The following is a 22,980-nucleotide window of genomic DNA, read 5'->3' as shown; positions in this document are numbered from 1 at the left end:
GACGACCGCCGACCGGGCGGCACGCACGGTACGCGGGTGCTGGGCGTACCGAATCCAAGGCTCCCACCTGCGGTTCCCTCGTGATCTGCCAGATCACGAGACAGCTCTACGGTCGAGCCGGATTCGAACCGCTTCGCACAATGAATCTTGCTTCAGCAGCTTTCGCGACGGTTCTGGTCTGTCGCCGGCCGGCACGTTCGAGGTCAGAGTTCGGTCGTCCAGATCCCGACAGGGTGTTCACTCGGTGGCAGCCACAACTGAGGCTGCGACTCCCGATGCCTCTCCTCAGCCTGTTCTTCCCAATGAAATCGGTCGTCCACGTCGGGCCACGCAACTTGCAAGACGGGAAAGGGAGGCCGCCGGTAGAACCCAATGGCCCGCCCGAAGAAGGTCCGGTACCAGCGAAGATCGACCTGCCTGAGCAGGACTTGGTGGCCTTCGACAACTTCAGGATGTCTCTGGCCGTCAGTCAGTACGGCGCCTGCGGCGGACTTCGCTCCGAGCCTGTTGAGCATGCGGTGCATGGCGTGGATGTCGAGTCCGAACATGGCGAGTTCAGGTCCGCCGTGAGTGTGCGCAAGGCCGATCGTGTAAGCGAATCCAGGACCGATCTCGTCCTCGGGAACCATCACGACGTGCCATCCGTGCTGCTGCACATTCTCGATGATCGTCAGATCCGCGCGGTCCGCGCCGTCCCGGTCACCGTAGTCATGACAGAGGACACAGCGGCACTGGAACGGATCATCAGTCATGTGTGGAGGCTACGAGGTGAGCGTTCGAGTCCGTCAGTCGGGGTTCACGACCCCCCTCTCGATCGAACAGCATCGTCACCTTCCCGAGACCGCTCGGTTTCGTTCGATTGCAGGGCACTCGCGAGCTCGAGATATGCGGCTCGTGGTGGAGAAGTTGTGACGGGGATCGAGGAGGTGACCACTATTCGTGTACCCAGCGGCCGTCTTGTCGTCGATGCTCCATTCGACGATGACGACGTCTCGAGATACGAACGAGGGCTGCCTACGAGGCCCCCGCGGGAGCTGGCGGTGAGCATTCCCCCGGGCGTCTACCCCGTGGAGATCGCCTGGACGGCGGGCCCGTACGAGTTTTTCGGCGAGTACTTCGATGGCGTTGAGTGTGCCGCGACGCGCTTGCGTCTCAGCGACGACCCTGTGATCGGGTGGGAGATGGGCCTGGGGGTCGAAGACGACATCGACCGGATTCAGCCAGGCAAGGAACCCCAGTTCTACTCCGACGCCAATGTCGGCTGTTTCGCCGACGCAGGTGCGTGGACGACCTTGGCCGCGCCATTTCGAGCTATCAAGGACGGCATTCCGGTGCCGCGCGACACCGAACGGCTGCCCGGATGGTGCGAGCGGGTACGCGACGAGTCGCAACAAGCCGATCTGGTCACGTTCGGGGCCGAGTCGGGCGGCATCGTCTGGTTGGGCCGCACCGCGACCGGCGACGTGGCCGCGATCGTCGTCACCAGCGGTATGCCGGGCACCAAAGCCTGATGCAGCTGCTGCCTCTGCTTGTGCGGATCGCGAAGTCATCCACGCCCAGCACACGCGGCGTGCTGAACTGTGGATCAGGCAATGCCATGACCCTGCGTAGCAAGGTCATCCGTCCCGCACTGAAGCCCAGCTGGGCAGCCAGCCGAGCCCCGGCCCGCCCGGCCGGCGCGAGCCCCACTCGCTCCAGGGCGTGGTTGAGCCGCGTGGTGAACCGTGCGTGAGGGGCAGCCCGCCGCGAGAACGGCTCGGCGAACGTCCGGCGCGGGCAGTCCGCAGACCCGCAGATGAAGCGCCGGACCGTCAGCCGGATCCCGAAGCCCTGTTCAGCAAGGGGAAGGTGTCTCACCCGAACCATTCCCTCGCAATCGAACAACGAGGTGACGCTCCGCAATGACTCCCCAAGATCTGTGCCAGAACCGAGTTCGGAAGCCACGGCCGTCTTGGCTTGAGCGAGGGCGGGACCGGGACCGGGGCCGGGGCCGGGGCCGGGGCCGAGGGCATCAAGTCAGGCGCCTGAGCGGCTCATTGACTCTTCTCGGTGATCATGTTGATCAGGCCCTGAGGGCGGCGGTGACGTGTCCGCCCGCCCTCGCGCCCGGGGCCGGCCGAAGACGAACTCAGCGCCGTGCTTGGGCGGGCCCGCTTCGCGGCGCGCTGATCCACGGCATCGAGACGGGCTCGCGCGTCACCCGGCCGGAACGAGTGCCGGGTCACGGGTGTTTCTTCCTGCCCTTCTTCGGGCGCCTCTTGACCATGACCGGCTCCATGTCCGCGCCGATCATCGGGACGTCGTCGTCGTGCCGTGAGGGCCCGGCCTCCGGAGCGGCTTCCGGCACGGCGGTCTCCGGTTCCACGAGGTGGAGCATGACCTGGGCGCGCAGGGCGAGGATCCCGTCGTGCAGGCGGCCGAGTTCGTGGGTCATCGCCGGATACTCGCGGAGCTGAGTGAGCAGCGTGCCACGGGCATCCGGTCCCGACGCCTCGTCCAGGGCGCGGACCTCGCCCAGGAACCCGCGTACCCGGACGTGCATCGCCTGGATGTCGCGATGGTACTGCCGGATCGGTTCCAGGACCTGCCCGATGGCGGCGGCGGCCTCCGGGGTGCCCTGGTCGGCGCTGGTCTTCAACTGGGCGATCAGGTCCGCCACGTCCTGCTCGGCGGCCGTCAGCTCGCGGTCGAGAACGCCCATGCCCGCGACCAGGTCCCGCTTGGCGCTGCCCTTGCGGTGGCGGTCGAGGTCCTTCCCCGGGTCGAGCATGTTGTACGGGACCCCGTAGTTCTGCGCGATGTCCATCACCTCCTGCAGGGGGTGGTACGCGAGGTCCGAGGTGTGGTCGTAGTCCAGGCGCCAGAAGGCGAACGTGCCCCAGGCCACCGCGCTGAGTTCCGAGATGGTGCCGCCGACGGCCTTGGTCAGGCCGAGCATCCGCATGGCGGTGAACGAGGACCCGGCCCACACCGGCAGGTGGTGCCGCCGGGCCAGTTTGGTGCTGTCGGCGTACTCCGCGCGGGTCGAGGGGATGTGCCGGACCCGGTTGCCCGGGATCCGGAAGGCCATCTGCCCGCGGTCCTCGGTCGTACCGGTCCGCTTCCCGTCCGCGTCGATCTCCGTGGTGGTGAGGTTCATCCCGTCCTCGTCCGGGACCGTGCCGTTGCCGGCGGTCTCGGCGTTCCACGGCTTGCGCGGGCCGAAGAACTCCATGAGGTCGTGCAGGACGATGATCTTGTCGCGGAAGGTGAACCGCGTCGGCTGGTTCAGCACCTTCCCCATACCGCCGTTGATGGCGGTCCGCAGCCGCTGCCGGACGGGCTCGGGGATGTCCATCTTCGCCTGGATCACCCGGTCGTAGTACTTCTGGTAGTGCCCGAACTCGTGCAGTCCGTCGTGCCCCTGTCCCGGGGTCAGCCCCGTGTCCAGTTGCTGCTGCACGTCGTTCCACCGCCCGCTCTCGTCGGCGGGCGCGTTCTTCTGCTGCTCGTCGACCCACTTCCGGACGCGCAACAGCAGCGACTCCAGGTGCAGTTCGACGTCGCTGTTGTTCTTCACCTCCTCGGCCAGCTCCTTCTCCCGGTGGCGGTTGTCCTTCGCCTCCACCCAGCCGACGAGCGCCCGCGCCAGGTCGCTGTACCCCGCGTAGGTACGGTCCTGCTGCTTCGACCCGAAGTCCGGGTGGGACTTGGGGCCCCGGGTGCCGGGGACACCGGCGACCCACTTGTGCAACTGGTCCTTGACGGTGTCCTGATGGCGTCGCAGCGCGGCCGTCTCGTCCGAGGAGAGCGTGCCTTCCCCGGCGACCCGCTGGAGGAGGAACGCCAGCAGCCCGTCGGCATCCGTGGGGGCGCCCTCCTTCTCCGCACGGGTGCGCATGTCGGTGGGGTTGCCGTCGGCCAGGACGATCCGGACGGTCCGCTGTACGGCGCCGGTCGGAGCCGCGGAGCCGTGCCCGCCGCCCACGGGCCCCTCGGGCGCGGCGTCGTCGGCCCGCCCGGGCCCGGACCGGGACGGTGCGACCGGCCTGCTCATCACCTCGTCCGCCTTGGCCTCGGCCGAGCGCTCTCCGGCGTCACCGGGAGTGGACATCGTCGTTCCGTCTCCCTGGGGCGTCCCGGGCACGGAACCGTTCTCCTGGTCGATGGTGTGTGCGATCTCGTGCGCGACGGTGTGCTTGTTCCGCAGTGCGGCCGGGGTGAAGACCATGTGTGAGCCCGAGGTGTACGCCTCGGCGCCGATCTCCGCCGCCGAGTCCTGCGCCCGGGCGTCGGTGTGCAGCCGCAGATGGGAGAACTTCCGCTGGAAGCGGCCCTCCATCTCGGTCCTCAGCGGGCCGTCGAGGGGCACTCCGGGAGTGTTCAGCACGTCCAGAACCGCCGACCTGCGCTGGATGACGGGCGCGTGGCCGCAGCCGTCGCCGTGTTGGTGGGCCTTCGCGCCAGGCTCCTCCCGGTCCCGCGCGAGCCGCTGCACCAAGGCCGCGTTGCCCGCCGCGCCCTGCAGGGCAGCCGCCTGCCGCGGGGTCAGCGCCCCGCCCGCCGCGACCCGCTGCGCCGCGGCCTGGGCGAAGGAGGCCGCGGACAGCCACCCCGGACGTTCCGTCCGGCCGGCTGCCGGCCCCGCGACGTTCGGCTCTCGTTGACTGCGCATCCGTCCTCCCGCCTACGGCGGCGGCGGCCGCACGGTCCCTGTCTAGACGGGGTGGCCCGCACGGCGGAAGGACCGCGAGGGCAGGAAGTCCTGACCGCCGGGGCAGCCACGGAGGAGGGGGCGGAGACGGGGCACCGCTTCACCCCGGACGGGCATGAGGCCGACGTGAAGGCGCCGCGTCAGGCGGGAGGGAAGCTGTGTCTGCCGGCGGCGGCGGAGCTGCAGAGCAACGTCGCGGCCGCCGTGGCACATCCCGAGTGGCCTGCGGAGCGTCAGGCTCCGGGACGGACCGGGCCGACGACGGTGCCTGCGGTCACCTCGAAGCGACCTTCGGCGACGGAGGTACCGGGGATCTCGCCGCCGGGGGCCCTGAGCGTGAACGAGGCCTCGTCCGCCGGGGTGGCGCGGCCGTTGGCGGGGACCCGGATGTCGAAGTGCACGGGGCGTCCCGGCCCGAAGGTCACCGAGGTGGTCTGGTCGCCGTACCGCCCGGCGGTGATGCCGAGGGGCGTGCCGTGCCGCACGAAGGCCACGTCGGTCGGGGAACCGGCGAGGCGGCACGTCGCGTACCCCTTCGGTGCGGTGAGCGTGACACGGAAGTGCACGTGCCCGGAGTCGGGCCGGTCCCGCGTGATCTTCGCGAGGTGGTTGGCCGGTCGACAGGCCGACGGGGCGGTGACGTCGCCCGATGGCACGGCCTGCGCGGTGCCCGCGCTCGCGAGGGCCGCCCAGGTGACGGCGATGGCGGTGGCGGTGGCGGTGGCGGTGGCGGTGATGACCGTGGCGGTGGTGCGGCTGGTGGGCATGCGGGATCTCCCTGCCTCGCGGTTCGGTTCACGAATGGTCCCCACCGAACCACGGGACGCTGGGATCCCCTGACCGACACTCCCCGTGACAATGACCCGAAACATCTACAAACCGGCCATTTCGGGTGGGGTGGTCGGTGCCGAGTCGTCCGAGGGGTCGCGACCTCCGCGGGTGCCCCGGCCGGGGCGGCCCGTAAATTCGTTTGTCCGACCCCCGGGTCTGCGGTGATCATCCTCGGGACCCGATGCCCGACGAACACCGGAGACACATGACCACCGAACTCGCCAAGGCCTGGAAGCTCTTCGAGACCGGCGACCCGCAGGGGTCGATGCGGACCCTGCGGTTCGCCGCCGAGGAACTCACGTCCGCCGAAATCGCCCCGCTGGTGGCCAAGTTGGCCGAGGGCGCCGGATTCGCGGACCTGGCCGAGGCGTCGACCGGGCTGGCCGCCCGGCCCCTGGAGGTCGAGTGCCTCTACGTGTTCGGTTACGCCTGTGTCGAACGCGGCCTCTCCGCGCTGGCCGTCCCCGCCCTGCGGGAGGCACTGGAGCTGGTCCTGGCGCCGCCCGAGCCGAAGCGCACGGGACTGTTCCGCCGCAAGCCCCCGCAGCGGACCGACCCGAGGCTCACGCCCCTGCGGGTACTGCTGGAGTTGGTGGCGGCCCTGGAGGACGTCGACCGGTACGGCGAGGCGACGAACCTCCTGCGCGCCCATGACGACCTGTTGGAAGACTGGCCCGGTCGCTACCTGACGGTCTACAACGCCCTGATGAGCGGTCGGATCGACATGGCCCGAGCCGTGTACGCCGCGCTCTCGGCCCCTGACGGAATCTGGGTGGAGCCCGGCCAACGGGTCGGCCGGATGCTCGCCCGCGCCGCGGCCCTGCCGCCCACGGGCGACACGGACGTGCGCGGCTGGCACTACGTACTGACCGGCGGACTGCTCAGCACCCTGTCACCCCACGGCTTCAACGAGGGCATGAACGGGCGCTGGGCGTACCTGCAGGACGGGTTCGAGTCCTGCAGGTACGGACTGGAGCGGCTGCGGAGCGTCCTGGGGGCGGCGGGGCGCGAGCCCGCCTCCATCGGACTGCTCGCGGACCGGGGCAGCCGGGCGCTCGGCCTGGCGGCGGCCCGGCTGCTCGGCATCCCGGCCGCCCCCTACCGGCCCGGCACCCCGGACGTGCTGGTGGTGGCGTACGACCTGAACGAGTGCGAACCCGCCTCGGTCGCCGCGCTGCGCGATCGGGCGGAGGGCGAGCTGCTCTTCGAACACGCCACCTGTTGGACCGACACACCCGTCGCGACCGCCGATGTCTCCACCCTGCTGGTGCAGAGCGTGGTGGCTCCCTGGGAATCGGGCCTGCGGTTCACCGAGGACGGCGAGGTGGAACAGGCGGAGGCCGACGAGCGCTCGGCCGAGGAACTGGCCGAGGCGATCCTGGCGGCCGACCCGACCCCGCAGGAGGGCGACGAACAGTCCCCGCCCGACCCCGACGAGGCCTTCACCGCGTTCGCCGCCCGGGCGACCGCCCTGTGGGCGACGGGCCCGCGCCATCGGATCAACTCCCCCGGGCCGGTGCACAGCGCACGCTTCAACTGAGATCGTCTCCGCAACGGGCCCGGCCCGCCGTGCGGCCGAGGGACGTGCGGCGGGTGACGCCGCGGGCGCTCCCCTCGGGGCACGGTCGGCCGAGCGAGCCGTAGACCCCGCCGACCGTCCCCACCACGAGGGCCAGACCGCGCCCGCCGAGGGGCCGTCACCAGGAGTTCCGGGGCGCCCGGTTCGGCAGGAGCGCGGGCGATCAGCTGCGACGGCCGGGCCGGAACCCCGTACCCATGGACAAGGCCAGTCCCGGGCCGTGCGGCCGCACGGCCCGGGAACTGCGAACCGTGCGGTCGTCACGCGCCGGTCAGCCTCGCCGACCGGCGTCCCGTACGTACTTCATGTCGGCGTCGTGCGGGAGGAACCCCTTACCGCCTTGACCATCCGGGTGAACCACCAGGTGGATCCGGCACGACTTCCCGGTGTCGGGCCCCCGGAAATCGAACCGGATTCCCGATGCCTCGTCGGGGAAGGTGTCGAACTCCCACATCGCGGGCCCGGTATACGTGAGGGGAGCCGGCCCGCTGGGCTGCCCGCAGTTCACCTCGGGCTCTGTCACGCGCTCCAGTTCCGCGGACCCGTCCGCGCTGACCATCAGGCGTCCACCGCCGGCTGCCGTCCAGGTCCCCTCCACATCGCTGATCACGAGCGCCGCACGGCCGTTGTCCTCCAGTACGTCCATGAGGAAGGCGGCCGACGCCGCGAGGACCAGCCCCGCGATGGCCAGGTACCAGACGGGCCCGCGGAGTAGAACCTTCATCGACTTGTCCTCCTTTCAGAGCCGAGCACGGCCTCAGTAGCCCTTGAAGTAACTGGTTTTCGCATGACTCTCGGATTCCACGTACTCCTTCGCCTCGCTGACGATCCGGGCGTTGAACAGCGGGGACCCAACCTGGAACTCGGCAGCGGTCGCCCGGTCGAGGAAGTCCCCGCCGATCTCCCTTCCCCGCGCGTTGTTGCAGAGGTCCGCGATGTGGTCGAACCTCTGCCCGTCCTACAGGTAGGCCTCGTGGGCGTCGGCCCACACGATCGCCCGGTCCTCACCGCGCTCCAGCGTCGGTCTGGCCTGCCACAGCGTATGCCGGTAGGCGTTCGTGTTCAGGCCGGTGCGCTCGCCTTCATCTTCGGGGCGCGGTAGTGCGCGTCGATGATCTGCGGAACCCGAAACCGACAGCGGGTGGTGCCACATCTCCGACAGGTCACCGGTGGTGGTGAAAGCGGTGATGGACGGTTGCTCGCCGACCATCCGGCACCAGACCCGGGCACCGGTATGGCCGGCGGGGGTATGGCCGCCGGGGGTCGAGTAGCGCGCCGCGTTGAAGCTGATCGTGCGGTCCTCGCCGACCACCCGCTCCTCGCCAGGCGCGAATGAGGTGGGCCCGCCAGGGATCGCGGGACAGCTCTCAGCCGAGGAGTCGGATCAGCTCGACCGGGAGGAACGCGGGCCGGTGGGGTTGTCCGACCTGGTACGGCACATAGCCCAGGGAGGCGGCGACCTTGACCTCGTCGGTCGTCTCCGCTTGGAAGACGAGCCGGCAGGGCCCCGACTCGGCCCTCGCGCGCTGCCAGAGGACGGGGGCCGGTTTGCGCTCCGCCTCGGTGCGGGGGGTGAGGATCCGGCCGTCGAAGTCCTTCCAGGCGAAGGGCGCGGAGCCCTTCCACGTGGCGTCGACTTCCTTCTTCAGCCTGGCGGCACGCTCGGCGTCAGTCGTGCCCCAGGAAGGCGGAACGTTGGTGATCAGGCCGATTCTGATGTGGCGCTCGCGCAGGGCGCGCAGGTATGAGGCCGCTCCGGGCCGATAGGTGATGCTGCCGTCGTCGGCGGTGTGCACGAGGGTCTCGCCCAGATCGAAGTACACGACGGGGCAGGCGCGCTCGCCGACCGTGCGCGCGACGGAGTCCACACCCGCGACCCCGCCGAGGCCCCCGGGCTCGGCCGCACTCGCCGTGGTGCAGAGCACGGTCGACGCCAGGGCCGCGCCGAGCGCGAGGCTCACCCGGCGCAACTTCTTGGAGGCGGATCGGTTCATGGTGTCGTAGCCCTTCTCCTTGTGCACCCCGCGGATACACGAATGTCCGGTACATGACATGCAAGTGACGCAGAGTCTCTCACACAAGCGTCTGACGGAGCGGCACCTTCCCCCGCGTCGCGCGACGGGCGCGCAGCGCCGCCCCCTGGTCGACGGATCGTCGCGACGAGAGCCCTGGCCGCGGTTGACGACGAACACGATCCCGAGGAGCGGGCACGCTTCGAGCGGCCCGGGCAGGCGGCAGGTTCGGGTGCGTGGACGAACCTGGCTGGAGTGCGAGTGTCATCGACATCTGCGTCGGCGAATCGTGACACGCGCTGGAGGCGCTGCTGAACCGGAGAACCCGCTCTTCACCAGGATCCCCGGCCGCGTACTCGTCCGCCTCGACGCGCACGCCCCGGCGGACATGCCCGGCGTGACGCCCCGCCCGGCGAGCGGGGTCAGCGACCTGCCGGAGTGGATTCCCGACTGGTACCAGGCGCACGCGGTGGAGCAGGCGCGACTCGAATACGAGACCCCGAACGACGAGGACCGCCTGATCGAACGGCTCCGGCACGTGGTCGGCGGCGCGCTCCGCACCAGCGGATCGATCCACGGCCACCTCGGTCAACTGGCCACGACCCCGGTGGCCGAGAGCGGGCCGGACACCGACTCGTACCTGTGGCTGCACGCCTTCCAGCATCCCGACGCCCCGCAGGGCCGCCTTCCCGCCCACCACATGGCGCACGTGATCAGCGTCCTCGCGAACCACGAGGCGAAGGGGTCGGCCCGCACCCCGGAGACGGTGGACCCCGGCCTCACCCTCCACTACTACGACCTCTTCGACCCGCGCATGCAGAACGCCCTGGCCGTCACGGGCCGGGAGGCCTGCGCGCTGTGGAAGCCGGTCCGCGCCTCGTACGAGCGCTCCGCCACGGGCAAGATCCGCCTCGTCACCCCTCAGGACGTCCTGGACCGCCTACGGTCCACCCACGGGACCGGGTGACCGGGTGACCGGGTGACCGGGTGACCGGGTGACCGGGTGGCGCCGGGAAGTCCCCCACGAAGAGGCCGGGCGGGATGCCCCATGCGGTGAGCAGGGGGGCGCAGGGGCGGATTGGCCTGCGATGATGACGGCGTGCCAGATCCAGGGACCACTGCCGTCGTCATCGTCTTGCCCGATGCCACCCCGCTCCTCGACGCGGCGTGGCGTATCGACCCGGCTCTGGTGCGTCGTGGGGTGCCGGCGCACGTCTCGCTCCTCTACCCGTTCGTGCCGGAATCGGCGCTGACAGGCCAGGACGAGAAGAACGTGCGCTCCCTGGCGGCGAGTTGTCCGGCGGCTGATCTGCTCTTGGAGGAGGTCGTGACGGAGTCCGGCTTCGTCGCCGTCACTGTTCCGGGACTCCAGGCGATCGCCGACGCGTTCCGCGCCCAGTGGCCCGGGTTGCTCCCGTACCGGGGCCGCTTCGGGGCGCGGCCCGCCGCCCATGTCACGGTGGCCATGGGTGCTGACAACCCGACGACTGCCGCCCGTGTCCACGCTGCGCTCGGCAGCCTGCTGCCGCTGCGCACGCGTGCGGCAGCGGTCCAGTTGGTGGTGCTGACGGAGGACGGCTGGCGGCCCCGGTTCACCGCGCCGCTCGGAGTCCCGGACGGGCCGTGAACACCCCCCGCCCGTCCGTCCCCCTGGCCGCGCCCAGGCCCGAGGCTGCTCACCCGGCGGACGGCGGCGCTCACGTCACCAGTTGCAGTGACGTTCCCGCGATGCCCAGCCGTACGCTCTGGCCCCAGGTCAACTGCAGGGCGTCGCTCTCCATCCCGTCGCCGAAGACCACGATCCGGTCCGACTCCACGGTCAGCCGCAACTCCTGCCCCCGCCCCAACTCACCGGCGACTTTCGTCGTTCCGGTCGTGGGAGAGGGCCAGGCCTCGCGCACGAACCACAGGAGCCGCCGGTCGCAAGGCGCGGGCAGCCCCGCGGTGCCGCCGCGCTCCAGCCACAGGGAACGCAGCCAGCCGGTGGCGCCCGTGCCGGTGCCCACCAGTACCCCGGAGGATGCCTGGGCCTCGCCCGGGCCCTTCTCCCCGTCGGAGCCCAGGCGGTAGCGGGCCGTCTGATGACCGGGGGAACCCAGGTAGATCTCGTTCAGCGCGAGAAGGCGCTGGCTGTCGTCCGCGACCGCTTCGACCATGGTCAGCCGCTCTGCCCGGTCCCCTGCGGCGGTCGCCGCGCGCAGCAGGGCGGCCGCGTCGGCGCAGCGGTGACGGACCAGAACCCCCGGGTTGCGCCCGGGGTCGGTGTCGATGCCCACCACCGGCTGCCCGCGAAGATACTTCGCGGTGTTGGCGACCAAGCCGTCCTGACCGACCACGACCACCACGTCTTCGGGGGCGAACAGGAAGCGGTCCAGGTCCGCCCGCTCCACCCGGGAGCTGCGCCATGTGAGCGGTACCGCCGCGGCCACCTCCCGCAGCGCCTGCCGCGTGCGGTCGTGGCGGCGGACCACCTCGTCGATCGACCGGCCCCGACTGGACAGGAAGAACGCGGCCTGACCGTGGGTACCGTGCCGGGCGAGCAACTCCTCGTACTCGGTCCTGCGGTACACGAGCACCGCCCGCGGGGCCAGGCTCACGCGCCCGCGCCGCCTTCCGGACGTCCGAGCCTGCCGAGGAGCCCGGTGAGGACGTCAGGAGAGAGCGTGATGCTCTCGATCCGCGGCAGGTTCTCCGCCAGCCGGGTCGCCGCCAGGGCGTGCAGCGTGCCCGTGCCGGCTTCGTCGTGCACGCGCAGCCAGGCTGCCTGGACCTCGGCGCGCGCCGCGCCCGTCTCGCGGGCCGCCTCGGCGTCCGCGCGGGCCAGGCGGACCTTGCGGGCCGCCTCCGTCTCGGTTTGTACGCTGTCCGCCGCCGCCTTCTCCTCGGCCTCGCGGCGGGCGTTGGTTCCGCGTTGGTCGATCAACTGCTCCTCGCGTCGGGCCAGTTCGATCTGACTGGCCAGCTCGTTCTCGGCGATGGCGCGTTCACGCTCGACGGCGACGGCCCGCCGTTCATAGGTGGCCCGGTCGGCCTCCTGCTGAATCTGCTCGCGGGCCGGGGTGCGCAGGGCGCGCTCCACGTCGGCCTCGGGGCGGATCGCCACGACCCGAACGGCCACCACGTCGATGCCGGTGGCCGGGAGCCTGGGCTCGGCGGCGAGACCGGTGGCGACCCGTTCCCGCACTGAGGCGACGCCGTCCACCAGGGCGACGGCCAGCGGGGTGCGGGCCAGTACGTCAAGCGTGTGCTGCTGCGCGGTCTCGGTGAGGAGAGTGGCGATCTGCTCCAAGGGTGCGCCGCGCCAGATCCCGGTGTCCGGGTCGACGGAGAAGTCGAGTCGGTCCGCGGCCTCGGCCGGGTCGCTGATCCGATAGGTGACGGTGGCCTGCACCGCGACGTCCTGGAAGTCGGAGGTACGGGCGTGGAACGCCATGGCCAGCTCCCGGTCGTCGACCGGGACTTCGGAAAGCGCCGCCGACAGCGACCGGTACCAGAAACTGAGCCCCCGCCCGTCGTGGGCGAGTCGGCCGCGCTTGTGGTGGCGGATGTGGGTGGTGGGCGCGGAGCGCAGATGACGCCAGCCGAAGCGCCGGGTGATGTCGGCCATGGCTAACCCCCTTCATTTCGTCAATGCGACGATAACGAGATGCACCCATAGCGTCAAGGGGACGAAAAGACGGGAACCGGGGCGTCTTCCCTCCGGCGACGGAAGCCGCTCGAACGGATCCCGGGCCCGCGGGACGGGACTGCCCGAGCGGTCCCATGGTCCGCGCCCGCGCCCGCCCTGCTCGCAGAGGAAGCCCGCCTCCTTCCCGTGTGGCCCCTTCGCGCCCTCTCCGCAGTGGTCCGTACACCCTGGCCCCGACTCACGCAGCAGGCTCCAGCGGTACCAGTTGCTCAGGTTCAGGGCGGGGCGCCGGGCGGCGAAGCCGGCCGGGGAGGTGTGACGCCGCGCCGGCTCGCGTACGCGGGGCCGCGCGGCCCGGGCGCTCCTCGGCGAGGGCCCGGCCGCCCTAACCGCGGCGGTCCCCGGCCGGAAGGACGCCCGGGACATCATGGGGCACTTCGTGCCGCCTGTGCGTTGCGGACGACATCCGGACAGGGGCCGGCCAGTCGCCCGAACTCGCTGGTCAGGGTGCACTCTGCTGCCCCGTGCGCCCCGCCGGGTCGGGAAGCGGTCACGCCCTAGCGTGGTTCCGGAACGATCCGGGCGGACCAGCGCCGGGATCCACGTCCCATGGAGGCACCGTGACCACGACACCCGCCCTCGCCGAGCTCACCGGGGACTACGTCCTCGACCCCGCCCACACCCGGATCGGCTTCATCGCCCGCCACGCCATGGTGACCAAGGTCCGCGGCGCGTTCCACCACTTCGAGGGCACCGCCCGCCTGGACGGCGCCGATCCGGCCCGCTCCACCGCACAAGTGGTGATCAAGGCCGAGAGCATCGACACCGGCGTGGAACAGCGCGACCAGCATCTGCGCACCAACGACTTCCTGGACGTTCCCAACTTCCCCGACATCACCTTCCGCAGCACCTCGGTCGAGCCGGCCTCCGACACCGAGTACCGCGTCACCGGGGACCTGACCATCAAGGACACAACCCGCCCGGTCACCATCGACTTCGAGTACACGGGCAGTGCCGCCGACCCGTTCGGAAACCGGCGGGTCGGCCTGGAGGGATCGGTGACGATCTCGCGCAAGGACTTCGGCGTGACCTGGAACGCGGCTCTGGAAGGCGGCGGTGTGCTCGTCGGCGACAAGGTCGTCCTGGAGTTCGACATCTCCGCGATCAAGCAGGACTAGCGGGCCCGACCGGCCGGCACACCAGCGGTCCGCGCCGCACGGAAGATGACCATGTGGCGCGAACCGCGGTGGCCGGGCCACCTGCCGGCCGGCACCTGTCCGACAGACACGGGACCGAGACGGTCGGGAACGAGGTGGTCGGGAACGAGGTGGTCGGGAACGACTGCGGACCCTGGGCAGGAGAGCGGCCCGACGTTGGAGCCTCCTGGACCCACTGGTCCCCGGCGCCGCGCCCGCGGTAGGCCGATCTGTCCGAGGTCGCAGGCGATCCGGCACCGGACCCGGGGCTGCCGGTGGAGTCGTCCGCCGAGGCAGATCACCCGGTCGAAGCAGGCGGCAAGTATCCGGGCAGGCCGGGCAGGACGGGCATAGTCTCGGGGGATGACCGCGACCCATGACACGACGTACGCATTCCGTGTCGCCCGCCCCGAGGACGCCGAGGCCATCGCGGCCGTCGACGGCTCCTTCACCACCAGCACCGTCTTCGAAGTGGCCGTGTCCGCGGACGGATTCGCCCTGCGCGAGGTCACGGTGGACCCGCCGCTGGTCAAGGTGTTCCCCGAGGACGACGGCGGCCACGATACGGAGGGCGAGGACTCCGGCCGGCATACGTGCGTGGCCGTGGGAGCCGACGGCGGGGTCGTCGGCTTCACCACCGTCTCCTACTCCCCGTGGAACCGGCGGCTGACCATCGAGGACATCGAGATCGCCCCCGGCCACCGGGGCCGGGGCATCGGCCGGGCGCTGATGGGACAGGCCGTGGCGTTCGCCCGGGAACGGGGCGCCGGACACGTCTGGTTGGAGGTGACCAACGTCAACGCCCCGGCCATCCACGCCTACCAGCGCCTGGGCTTCGCCTTCTGCGGCCTGGACACCACCCTCTACCAGGGCACCGAATCCGAGGGCGAACAGGCGCTCTACATGAGCATGTCCTGCCTTTGAAAGCGTGGGCGGGCAACGGGGCGGAATGATCGGTGTACGTCTACGGGTCCGTGCGGTCTTCTTGTCGGCACTCCGTCCGCGTACCGGCGGTCAGGTATCGGCCAGGGAAGCCCGCCCGGTCGTCCTCCTCGCCCCAGGTCATCATCAGCGACGCCTTCACGGCCGACCACGCTTGCTCATCGTCATAGTCGGTCCTGATGATCAGTGCGGCATCCTCGTCACGCCCCGCCGGCCACTCGACACGGTCGCTCATGCCGCTCCCCCCACCCATCCACACAGGTCACCACCCCACGCATCAGGTCACTGCCGGGTCATCCGCATCGACGCGACGCACCGGGCTCGTCACCCAGTCCGCCTCAGGTGGGGAATTCGCCGCACCAGTTGCCGGCGAGGAGGGTGGCGGGCAGGTATTCGGACTCGACCTCGATCGGAATGCCCTCGTTCCGGGCGAAGCAGGCCACGGCGAGCGGGGCCAGGGCGACAAGACCCGAGACCCGGGCAGCCCGGCCCTCGTCGGTCCAGTACTCCTTGTGCCATTCCAGGGCTGCGGCGAGGGCGCGGTTGAAGCCGGCGTGGTCCCCGCGAACGACGCGATGGAACATCTCCATCGGTGGATACATCAGCTTGCCCGCTGCATCCGGATGAGTGGCGACCGCCGGGTCCGTGCCGTCGATCGCGGCCACCAGCTTCGCGCTGAGGCCGTCACCACCGAGCCAGTAGGTCTGCAACGCGTCGATCCACGCGTACTCGAACTCGTCGAATCGCACGTTGTCGTGCCGGAGCAGTGACAGCGGCACCCGGCACAGGGCCGTGATCCGGTCCCGCTCCCGGCACACCACGGCCAGGTAGAAGGCGGCCAGCCAGGTGCCCGGCGACACGTACTGCCGGGGACCGGTGGCCCGGAGCGTACGGTCCTCGTGCGCGATCCGGCACTGCGCCCGGCCCTCGGTCGCGGTCGCGGCGGCGAACACGGCCGAACCGACCTGCATGGCGTTCACCCAGGCATCCCACGTGGGAAAGACCGACCCCGGTGGATCCGTGAGGCACCGCAACTTGGCCACCATGAGCGTGGTGTCCAAGGCTTCACCCAGACCAGTCGAGTCGGCCTCCAGACCACCGATCCACCCCTGCGCACTCTCCGTGAGCACGGTGAGCGCCGCTTCCACGTTCTCTGTGGGGATGTGGTGGCGGGGTATGACCGAAACCAAGTTGTTTCTCCCTATGAGAGCTCGAAATGAAAGCTCGAAGTCTTGAGTTGGTTCCACCATACATACTGGTGTTTCGCAGGCCCGGACGCCGATGCCGGTGACGCTGCGAGCGGGTGTCGAGAGCGGCAGCCGCCAGACGGGCCGGCACGTGACGAACGCGCCTGAACTCGCCTTCTTGAAAGGGTTGTTGTACGCCGAACCTGCAATCCCACGACACCTCATCGATCGAAGCTTCATGATCGAGGGAGGCAGGGCGGGGACGGCAAGTGGCCATCCGCCCCAGGCGAGCGGTCACGGCGACTCGACCGCGATCCGGCGACGGGCGGAGTCCCAGACCTCCTCGAACTCGTCAAGGGTCAGCTCTTCCGGATCGTGGCCTTCCCACTCGGAAACAGGCAGTTCTGCTGTGATCCCGAACCTGCTCTCGTACGCGCCGATGTCGCCCGTGTCCCAAGCCCGCTGCCATTCGGCGAGGGAGGCGGCGGCGATCGGGACCAGCTCAGGCCCTTGGAGCTCGACCTGCCGGTCCACCCACCCTTCGGCGTCGACCTCGAGGTAGTACCAGACGGCTTCCTCGTCCCAGTAGCAGCGCATCCATGTCGTCACCAGCCCATGGTGACAGGAGGCTCTCGGATGGGTCAGGGCCGCCGGTAGGGGTGGCAGAGCAGGTCCTTGAGATTGCCGTCGTCGAGGCAGACGCGTACGAGTCCGGCACCGCCGCGGACATCCGCCGGAACGGTGAAGCTGAAGCCCTTGGACGTACCGCACGCCGTGTCGGAAGAGTCGGAGCCGGCCGATCCCAGCTTCACGGTGTCAGCGGCGTTGTAGGTGTACGTCCAGGTGCGCCGGCAGTACGCCGGACCGGCCGAGCTCACCGACTTGTGGGTCCCCGTCACCACGACCGACCGGTTCTGCCAGGTGATCTTCCCCTTCGTCCACGTGTTCCCGACCTTCACCTCGAAATCGGTGGTGGGGTAGGTGGCCGTCTGCGCGCCGGCGGCCGGAGCGCCCAGCACGGTGCCTGCGGTCAGCACGACGGAACCGAGGGCGGCGGCGAGATGAGTCCTCATGCGATCTCCAGGATGGGATGAGCCGGTTACGGCTTCACATCCTTGCCGGGTCGGCCACCCGCGGCCCAGCTCTGAAGTCACGGCTTAAAGGGGAGCCGGAACGGCGGGCTCGGCGCCTCGCGCACCTGGGTACGAGTGTCCGGTGGCACCCGGGCAGGGCGGCGCTGCGCGCGGCTCAGGTGCGGGCCGGTCGGATCAGAGTCCGGCGGAGTGACTGCCGGCGTCGGGGTGAGGCGAGGCGCTGTGCCGTACGACGCCAAGGGGATGGCGCTCCGCTCGATGGAGCAGGGTGACGAAGGGGCCTGCGCCGACGGGCCGGGCACGTATGACACCTGGTCATAGGCCGCTTGAGAGAAGGTATTTCACTGCGTGGCACAATTTCCTCGGACTATCGGATGTCCTGCTCACATGTCATCAGTCAGATGAACGTGACGCAGAAGGCCGGACGAAGGCCGTGTGGGAGGGGACCGCATGAGCGAGCTGCGCGCAGGCGCGAGTACGGACACGGTGGAGCCGGAGATCAAGGAAATCCCTGCGCCACAACAGTCCGCTGACGGTGACGCGATGGGCGAAGCCGTCGAGCCCGTCGAGCCCGCGGAGCCCGCGGAGCCCGCGGACTTCCCTGAGGGCCCGGATGATCCTGCGGCGCAGACGGAGCCTGACGAGCCGGTCGAACCCGAAATGCCTGACGTTGCCGCGGACGCCGTCCAGGACACCGACCCCGAAGAATTCTCCGAGCCTGCGGCGGTCGCCGAGATACCGGACCCCTCCGACGCCTCCACATCTGAGCCCGAGGCCGTCACCGAAACCGACGTGGACGTGGACGTGGACGTGGATAGGGTCCCCGCCCCGGACTTGGAAGAGGAACCGGCTCCTGATGCCGAGGGGGCGTTCGATCCCGCGTCCGAAGCCACTTCGGGCACGGGCGGTACTGGACAGCCTGAAACACCCGCGGACGAGGTGGAGGCCCAGACCGGGCTGGAGACCCAGCCCGAGGTGGAGAACCAGCCCGAGGTGGAGACCGATCCCGAGACCCAAGAGGTCGACGAGACGGCCGCACGGATCGAGCGTCCAGACATCGAGCGGATGTACGACAAGAACGCCGTGGCAGTCGAGTACGGTGACCCCATCAAGGAACTCGGCGTGCCCCTGTTCGAGGGTGAGCCGGGCCGAGATCAGGTGGCGCAGGGCAGTTTGAGCGACTGCGGAATCGTTGCGGTGATCGGGGCGGCCGCATCGGCACGTCCGGACGCCATCAAGGAGAACCTCCGGAAGAACGCGGACGGTACGTACTCCATCACCGTTCACGAGGCGCATTACGACGGCAAGGGGTACGTGCCGGGCGAACGCGTCGAACTGTGCGTCACCCAGGATCTGCCCGTCCTCAAGGGGCAGCCGGAGAGCGCCGCGTTCGTCTCGGTCGATCGCGCGGCGTGGCCTGCGCTGTTGGAGAAGGCGGCAGCCGGAATCGACGAGACGTGGCCGGAAGGACGCCGTGGTCTCTGGGAGCAGGACTGGGCGAGCCAACGGGATTACAAAATCCAAAACGACGAGACCGTCAGCCCGGAAGACGTGCAAGGCCCTACTCCCTCGGGGTACGGCCGGCTCAACCAGGGCACGCCCTACTACAACCAGGCCGAACTCCTCACCCAACTCACGGGTGAACCCACCGACCTGGTCGCGTTTCCCCAGGGGGAAGGGGCGGAGGCCGAGTTCGAGCAGCAGATCAAGTCCAAGCTCGCTGACGGGAAGGCCGTCGTCGCGGCGACGCGAGTGGCGGATGCCGCGAACGGGGAGACCATGCTGCCGAAGGACCTGGTCGGTGGTCACGCGTACGAGATCGTGTCCTATGACGACGCCGACGGAACCTTCACCCTGCACAACCCCTGGAACAGTTACCAGCCGGAGCCGCTGACGGCGAATGAAATCGTAGAATATTGTCAACCCAAGGGATACCCGGGGCAGTACATAGCACTTCGCTAGGGGATTTGAGATGTCCGAGATTGAACGTGAATTCACTGTCAGGGGAGGCCAGATCATGCGCCTACCCTTCGGTACTGTCGGAGGGGTCGGAGCGATGGCGGCGCAGGAGGGGCAGCCTGCGCGAGTAAAGCTCTTCATCGAGGTACCGGGTGGCGCGAGCGGAGCACAGACCCTGCCCCTGGGAGCCGAGTTCGCCCTGGCCAATGGCACCTGGACCGTCGCCGAGATCAATAGTGCGGGCAGCAGCGAGTGGTCCGTCCGCCTCCAGCGGACCAGCTGACACCCCGTACGGCGACCCTGCCGAGACCCTGGGTCGGCGAGCCCTGTCCCGTGCGGGCCCAGCACCGGAACGACGTCGATACCCTCACGGATGTGATCTACGAGGGAACGACGGACATGACCGAGGGCGCTCCGACAACAGCTCGCCTGCGCGATGTGCTGAACCGTGCCGGGCGTGTCGTGATCGTCGAGGCATCGCCTGACGAGGCGGACTCAGCCGACGTGGCGCAGATCGTGGTGACCGGTGCCGAAATCGCCGACCTGGCCCGAATGTTGGCCATTGTCGACGGCGGTACCGGCGACCGGTGCCTGTGCGACGGCTGGCCAACGATCATGGTTCACGACGCGACCGGGGAACTGATCGCCTGCTGGACGCTGCACCACCAATCCGGTCTGCGTGGGACGGGTGACTGCGATGCCGACCTGCGGGATGGTCCGGCACTCACCGAGTGGCTGGCGGAGCGAGGTCTGACCGGATCTCGGGAGGTTCAGGCGGAGCTGGCCGTGCAGGAGGCCGAGGAGGACCGGCGTCGAATGCGTTGGCTCCAGGGCGCGCCCGCCGGGCTGCGCGACGCGGCCAAGGACCTGGCTCACCCGCCGGGGGATGACCTGGAGGCCTGGGCAGGTCAACTGCGCGACGTCCAGGCCCGCCTCGCCACGCTCATCCACCACTGCCATCCCGACGCCATCGAGCGGATCCGCGTCCTGCTGGGATGGGCCGGGATCCCCGCCAGGGAGCCCGGTGGCGGCCTGAAGTGGTACGACATGGCCGTCCAGCAGCAGTTGCTCGCCGAAGACCCCGACCTGATCCTCGCCGCGCTCGCCACCTCGCCGAGCCCGGCCCAACTCGACGGCGCGGCCCAACTCTTCGGGTCCCTCGATTGGACCGGAGCACATGGCAGGCGGCTCCCCGAACCGGTGAGGTCGTTGCTGGTGGGGCACATCCAAGCGGCCGGCACCGACCCCATGAGGTTCCGGCTGCGCCACGGCTATTACGCGTAGGAGCCGATGCCGATCCCGGCGGGGGTGGCCGGCTCCTCGCGGCGCAGGCCGGGGACGCGGCGCAGGCCGGAGGCGCGGCGCAGGCCGGAGGCGCGGCGCAGGCCGGAGGCGACGGTGAGGCCCACCGAGGCCGAAGGCGACGGTGAGGCCCACGTGCTGCGGGCCGGTCCGAGTGCGGCGGGTTCCCCGCGGACAACCCGGCCCGCCCAAGGACACGGAATGACGCGAGGGTGGGTAGACGACGACCGGTGCCACCCCTGAGGTGATCGGGAACGGATCGCTGTCCGCAGCGGCGGGACCGGTGAGCCGGCCAGGTGCATCCCGCTGCGGGGCACCCCCTACGACGACGTGATCCGCAGCCGGCCGCCGAGGGTCGAGGACAGGGGAAGGAGCAGGAGCAGGGATGAACTGGTGTCGGTGAAAGCCCAGTTGGTGGAGATGGGCGCCACATTCGGAGTCCATCAGGGTGGGACCCGCTCTTTCGGATCGCTCTGACAGGCGTGCGATAGATTGCCGGCCATGACTGGACTCGGCCGCACGGCTTGGCCACCCGCCCCGATCAGGACCGAACGGCTCGTGCTGCGGGAGTCCGAGGCCCGGGACCGCGCGGCGTTCATCGAGCTGTTCGCCTCGCCCGAGGTACGCGCCTACCTTGGTGGCCCCCGTCCGCGTGATGAGCTCGAGCGTGCGGTGCCCGCCGTGCCCGGACGGCGTACCGGCCTTTTCGTGATCGAACTGGACGGAGCGATGATCGGCATGGTCACGCTCGATCGGCGCAACGCGGAGCGTCCGGGGCACATCCGTCCGGATGCCGGGGAGGCCGAGCTCAGCTACACGTTCCTGCCGGAAGGTTGGGGATGCGGCTACGCGGCCGAGGCGTGCACGGCGGCACTCGACTGGTTTGCCGGCGCCGTTCCCGGCGAACCGGTGGTGCTCTGCACCCAGACGGCCAACGACCGTTCGATGCGCCTCGCGGCGAAGCTGGGTTTTGCCGAGGTGGAGCGGTTCGAGGAGTACGGCGCCGAGCAGTGGTTCGGCGTGTGGTCGGTCCCGTCGTCCGCTTGAGGGCTCTCCCGGCGATCGATCCGAACGAGGACCGGGCCTCTCAGGGTGGGTCCAGCGGCAAGGGAGACAGCCGACCGCAGTGAACTGGCCGCCCTCGCGGCTACCGGCCGAGCAGCGAGCCGAGCGTTACGCCGTACCGGGTGCGCAGCCGCCGTATCTCCCACAGGGACAGCGCGGACACGGACAGCGGGCCGGCCAGCGAGAAGGCGTAGAGCACGACGGGCGGCGCGGCCACGTCCGGGCCGTCGAAGAGCTGGAAGACGTAGAGGGACCAGACCAGCAGCGGGGAAAGCAGGGCCGGTAGCAGCTCGTGCACCTCCCCCGTACGGAAGCAGGAGTTCAGGCCGGTGTAGGCGGCGGTCAGGGTGAAGAGCACGGCCGCGACGAGGACGGCAACGCAGACGAGCGCGGCCGCGACGAACAGCAAGCCGATCAGGAGACCGGTGAAGATCGTGCCCAGGGTGGTGCCGAAGAGTCCCAAGGTGATGTCGTGCGGGCCCACATCCGACATCGAGAGGATGTCACCGCGCAGGGCCGCCACCATCAGCCAGATCACACCGGCTCCGAGCGGCAGCGCGCCCAGGGCTTTCAGAGGGCCGGTGACACGGCGGGCGTACACGCGGCGCGAGGGCGGCCTGGCCGAGAGGATGCAGAGGGCGACGGCGATGACCCCTGCCGCCACGACGATGGCGCAGCCGATCAGCAGTTCCTCCAGCTTGCCGAGCACGAAGTCCTGGCGCCCCCCACTCAGGGGATAGGCCAGAAGGAGCCAGGCCACGCCTGCCAGTCCCAGGGCCGTGCGGATGCGCTGTCCCCTGGCGATCACCGGGTCCTCGATGCGGTCCGGGGCGGAGGGGCCGGTCATCGCCCGGGCCGCCACCAGGGGATTGGGCAGGGCGCCCACCTGCGCGTTGAGGCGCTGACGCGTGGTCAATTGACTTCTCCGAAAGGTGTTCGCCTACGCCGAGGTGGCCAGACTCCGCCACCGGGCGTGCGCCACCCTAGCTGATCATGCCCGCGTCACTATTATCGTCACTCAGATGACAATAGGTGGGGATCCGTCTCATGAACGACGCACCACAGGACCAGAGCACCGGCCCCCTCCCTTCGGCCCGCGCACCTTCCCGTGTGGCACCGGCCCCCATGGGCGGACAGTCCCGGGACGGGGGAACCGGCGCCGGTGGGATCCCCTCTTTGATGAGGGACCCGAGGGGGGAAATGCATGGCGGGGAAAACCGTTCCGGCAGCCGGGCGCATGGTGGTGGCGGGGCTCCTGTGCGCCCTGATGGCGGGGTGCGGCAGCACGGCATCGGGAGGGGCGGCAGGAGCTGCGCCCGCGCCCTCCTTCTCGCCGACCGCCGACTGCGGCCTCGACACGACGACTGATGACCCGAACGGCGGGTACGCGGGCCCGCCGACGGACGAGGAGACCGGTGGGTACGCCGGCCCACCCACCGACCAGGAAACCGGCGGGTACGCGGGCCCGCCCACCGACCAGGAAACCGGGGCA

The 22,980-nt window shown here is 70.1% G+C and carries 24 protein-coding genes and 1 pseudogene; 11 read left to right on the top strand and 14 right to left on the bottom strand.

The genetic code is table 11. From position 1 onward, the window contains the following. Nucleotides 1-203: 203 nt before the first annotated feature. On the bottom strand, nucleotides 204-752 hold the full coding sequence (locus ACFYW3_RS28685; protein ID WP_389387794.1) for a DUF4262 domain-containing protein: 549 nt from the start codon (nucleotides 750-752) through the stop codon (nucleotides 204-206). Between ACFYW3_RS28685 and ACFYW3_RS28680 the strand changes: the two genes are divergently transcribed. Continuing rightward, a complete protein-coding gene (locus ACFYW3_RS28680) occupies nucleotides 711-1,511 on the top strand; it encodes a DUF4241 domain-containing protein (RefSeq protein ID WP_389387793.1) in 801 nt (266 codons plus the stop codon). The two genes, ACFYW3_RS28685 and ACFYW3_RS28680, sit on opposite strands and share 42 nt — an antisense overlap. Before the next feature lie 710 nt (nucleotides 1,512-2,221). On the opposite strand, the gene ACFYW3_RS28675 is transcribed toward ACFYW3_RS28680, so the two are convergent. Both ACFYW3_RS28675 and ACFYW3_RS28670 read right to left on the bottom strand, forming a co-directional pair. Next, entirely contained in the window at nucleotides 2,222-4,654 is a 2,433-nt protein-coding gene (locus ACFYW3_RS28675; protein ID WP_389387792.1) for a DUF4157 domain-containing protein, read from the bottom strand. Between the two features lie 272 nt (nucleotides 4,655-4,926). Further along, a complete protein-coding gene (locus ACFYW3_RS28670) occupies nucleotides 4,927-5,460 on the bottom strand; it encodes a DUF4232 domain-containing protein (protein WP_389387791.1) in 534 nt (177 codons plus the stop codon). A gap of 269 nt (nucleotides 5,461-5,729) precedes the next feature. Here ACFYW3_RS28670 and ACFYW3_RS28665 point away from each other — a divergent pair, with 269 nt between their 5' ends. Further along, nucleotides 5,730-7,064, top strand: coding sequence for a hypothetical protein (locus ACFYW3_RS28665; RefSeq protein ID WP_389387790.1), 1,335 nt, complete (start codon nucleotides 5,730-5,732; stop codon nucleotides 7,062-7,064). Between the two features lie 310 nt (nucleotides 7,065-7,374). Here the strand turns inward: ACFYW3_RS28665 and ACFYW3_RS28660 are convergent, their stop codons facing one another. From ACFYW3_RS28660 to ACFYW3_RS28650, 3 genes are all read right to left on the bottom strand, one after another. Beyond that, nucleotides 7,375-7,827 (bottom strand): hypothetical protein, encoded by a 453-nt coding sequence (locus tag ACFYW3_RS28660; protein WP_389387789.1) that lies wholly within the window; start codon nucleotides 7,825-7,827, stop codon nucleotides 7,375-7,377. 234 nt (nucleotides 7,828-8,061) lie between these two features. Further along, on the bottom strand, nucleotides 8,062-8,415 hold the full coding sequence (locus ACFYW3_RS28655) for a hypothetical protein (protein ID WP_389387788.1): 354 nt from the start codon (nucleotides 8,413-8,415) through the stop codon (nucleotides 8,062-8,064). Nucleotides 8,416-8,470: 55 nt separating this feature from the next. After that, nucleotides 8,471-9,124, bottom strand: coding sequence for a hypothetical protein (locus ACFYW3_RS28650; RefSeq protein WP_389387787.1), 654 nt, complete (start codon nucleotides 9,122-9,124; stop codon nucleotides 8,471-8,473). A 280-nt stretch (nucleotides 9,125-9,404) separates the two neighbouring features. On the opposite strand from ACFYW3_RS28650, the gene ACFYW3_RS28645 reads away from it, so the two are divergent. Together ACFYW3_RS28645 and ACFYW3_RS28640 are read left to right on the top strand one after the other, a co-directional pair. Beyond that, nucleotides 9,405-10,082, top strand: a complete 678-nt coding sequence (locus ACFYW3_RS28645) for a hypothetical protein (RefSeq protein WP_389387786.1) — start codon at nucleotides 9,405-9,407, stop codon at nucleotides 10,080-10,082. Nucleotides 10,083-10,214: 132 nt separating this feature from the next. Continuing rightward, a complete protein-coding gene (locus tag ACFYW3_RS28640; protein ID WP_389387785.1) occupies nucleotides 10,215-10,742 on the top strand; it encodes a 2'-5' RNA ligase family protein in 528 nt (175 codons plus the stop codon). Nucleotides 10,743-10,812: 70 nt separating this feature from the next. On the opposite strand, the gene ACFYW3_RS28635 is transcribed toward ACFYW3_RS28640, so the two are convergent. Next, on the bottom strand, nucleotides 10,813-11,712 hold the full coding sequence (locus ACFYW3_RS28635) for a hypothetical protein (protein ID WP_389387784.1): 900 nt from the start codon (nucleotides 11,710-11,712) through the stop codon (nucleotides 10,813-10,815). Then, nucleotides 11,709-12,722 (bottom strand): SPFH domain-containing protein, encoded by a 1,014-nt coding sequence (locus ACFYW3_RS28630; protein WP_389387783.1) that lies wholly within the window; start codon nucleotides 12,720-12,722, stop codon nucleotides 11,709-11,711. Before ACFYW3_RS28630 ends, ACFYW3_RS28635 begins: the two co-directional genes overlap by 4 nt. 641 nt (nucleotides 12,723-13,363) lie before the next feature. Here ACFYW3_RS28630 and ACFYW3_RS28625 point away from each other — a divergent pair. Together ACFYW3_RS28625 and ACFYW3_RS28620 are read left to right on the top strand one after the other, a co-directional pair. Continuing rightward, entirely contained in the window at nucleotides 13,364-13,921 is a 558-nt protein-coding gene (locus ACFYW3_RS28625) for a YceI family protein (protein WP_351750413.1), read from the top strand. Between the two features lie 381 nt (nucleotides 13,922-14,302). After that, complete coding sequence (locus tag ACFYW3_RS28620) at nucleotides 14,303-14,863, top strand: GNAT family N-acetyltransferase (protein WP_389387782.1); 561 nt, start codon at nucleotides 14,303-14,305, stop codon at nucleotides 14,861-14,863. 40 nt (nucleotides 14,864-14,903) lie between these two features. Here ACFYW3_RS28620 and ACFYW3_RS28615 read toward each other — a convergent pair whose 3' ends face one another. The 4 genes from ACFYW3_RS28615 to ACFYW3_RS28600 form a co-directional block, all read right to left on the bottom strand. Continuing rightward, nucleotides 14,904-15,116, bottom strand: coding sequence for a hypothetical protein (locus ACFYW3_RS28615; RefSeq protein WP_351750417.1), 213 nt, complete (start codon nucleotides 15,114-15,116; stop codon nucleotides 14,904-14,906). Between the two features lie 103 nt (nucleotides 15,117-15,219). After that, nucleotides 15,220-16,011 carry an immunity 49 family protein gene (locus tag ACFYW3_RS28610; protein ID WP_389387809.1) on the bottom strand — a complete coding sequence of 264 codons (792 nt, stop codon included), beginning with the start codon at nucleotides 16,009-16,011 and terminating at the stop codon, nucleotides 15,220-15,222. 351 nt (nucleotides 16,012-16,362) lie between these two features. Beyond that, nucleotides 16,363-16,665: a hypothetical protein gene (locus ACFYW3_RS28605; RefSeq protein ID WP_389387808.1), complete on the bottom strand. Its 303-nt coding sequence runs from the start codon at nucleotides 16,663-16,665 to the stop codon at nucleotides 16,363-16,365. A 44-nt stretch (nucleotides 16,666-16,709) separates the two neighbouring features. Beyond that, complete coding sequence (locus ACFYW3_RS28600; protein ID WP_351750422.1) at nucleotides 16,710-17,141, bottom strand: hypothetical protein; 432 nt, start codon at nucleotides 17,139-17,141, stop codon at nucleotides 16,710-16,712. A gap of 471 nt (nucleotides 17,142-17,612) precedes the next feature. On the opposite strand from ACFYW3_RS28600, the gene ACFYW3_RS28595 reads away from it, so the two are divergent. From ACFYW3_RS28595 to ACFYW3_RS28585, 3 genes are all read left to right on the top strand, one after another. After that, entirely contained in the window at nucleotides 17,613-19,124 is a 1,512-nt protein-coding gene (locus ACFYW3_RS28595; protein ID WP_389387781.1) for a hypothetical protein, read from the top strand. Between the two features lie 10 nt (nucleotides 19,125-19,134). Continuing rightward, nucleotides 19,135-19,404 (top strand): DUF6406 domain-containing protein, encoded by a 270-nt coding sequence (locus tag ACFYW3_RS28590; RefSeq protein ID WP_389387780.1) that lies wholly within the window; start codon nucleotides 19,135-19,137, stop codon nucleotides 19,402-19,404. Between the two features lie 92 nt (nucleotides 19,405-19,496). After that, nucleotides 19,497-20,405 carry a hypothetical protein gene (locus ACFYW3_RS28585; protein WP_389387779.1) on the top strand — a complete coding sequence of 303 codons (909 nt, stop codon included), beginning with the start codon at nucleotides 19,497-19,499 and terminating at the stop codon, nucleotides 20,403-20,405. Here the strand turns inward: ACFYW3_RS28585 and ACFYW3_RS28580 are convergent. Then, nucleotides 20,396-20,530, bottom strand: a complete 135-nt coding sequence (locus ACFYW3_RS28580) for a hypothetical protein (RefSeq protein WP_389387778.1) — start codon at nucleotides 20,528-20,530, stop codon at nucleotides 20,396-20,398. The two genes, ACFYW3_RS28585 and ACFYW3_RS28580, sit on opposite strands and share 10 nt — an antisense overlap. Before the next feature lie 394 nt (nucleotides 20,531-20,924). Here ACFYW3_RS28580 and ACFYW3_RS28575 point away from each other — a divergent pair, with 394 nt between their 5' ends. Beyond that, nucleotides 20,925-21,470, top strand: coding sequence for a GNAT family N-acetyltransferase (locus tag ACFYW3_RS28575; RefSeq protein ID WP_389387777.1), 546 nt, complete (start codon nucleotides 20,925-20,927; stop codon nucleotides 21,468-21,470). A gap of 100 nt (nucleotides 21,471-21,570) precedes the next feature. On the opposite strand, the gene ACFYW3_RS28570 is transcribed toward ACFYW3_RS28575, so the two are convergent. Then, entirely contained in the window at nucleotides 21,571-22,404 is an 834-nt protein-coding gene (locus tag ACFYW3_RS28570; RefSeq protein WP_389387776.1) for a hypothetical protein, read from the bottom strand. 288 nt (nucleotides 22,405-22,692) lie between these two features. On the opposite strand from ACFYW3_RS28570, the pseudogene ACFYW3_RS28565 reads away from it, so the two are divergent. Next, a pseudogene (locus tag ACFYW3_RS28565) lies at nucleotides 22,693-22,980 on the top strand (hypothetical protein); the annotation flags it as partial.

Origin of the sequence: Streptomyces sp. NPDC002602 (assembly GCF_042889445.1) — a bacterium.
GTDB lineage: Bacteria > Actinomycetota > Actinomycetes > Streptomycetales > Streptomycetaceae > Streptomyces.
This window is presented reverse-complemented; position numbering and strand designations above follow the sequence as displayed.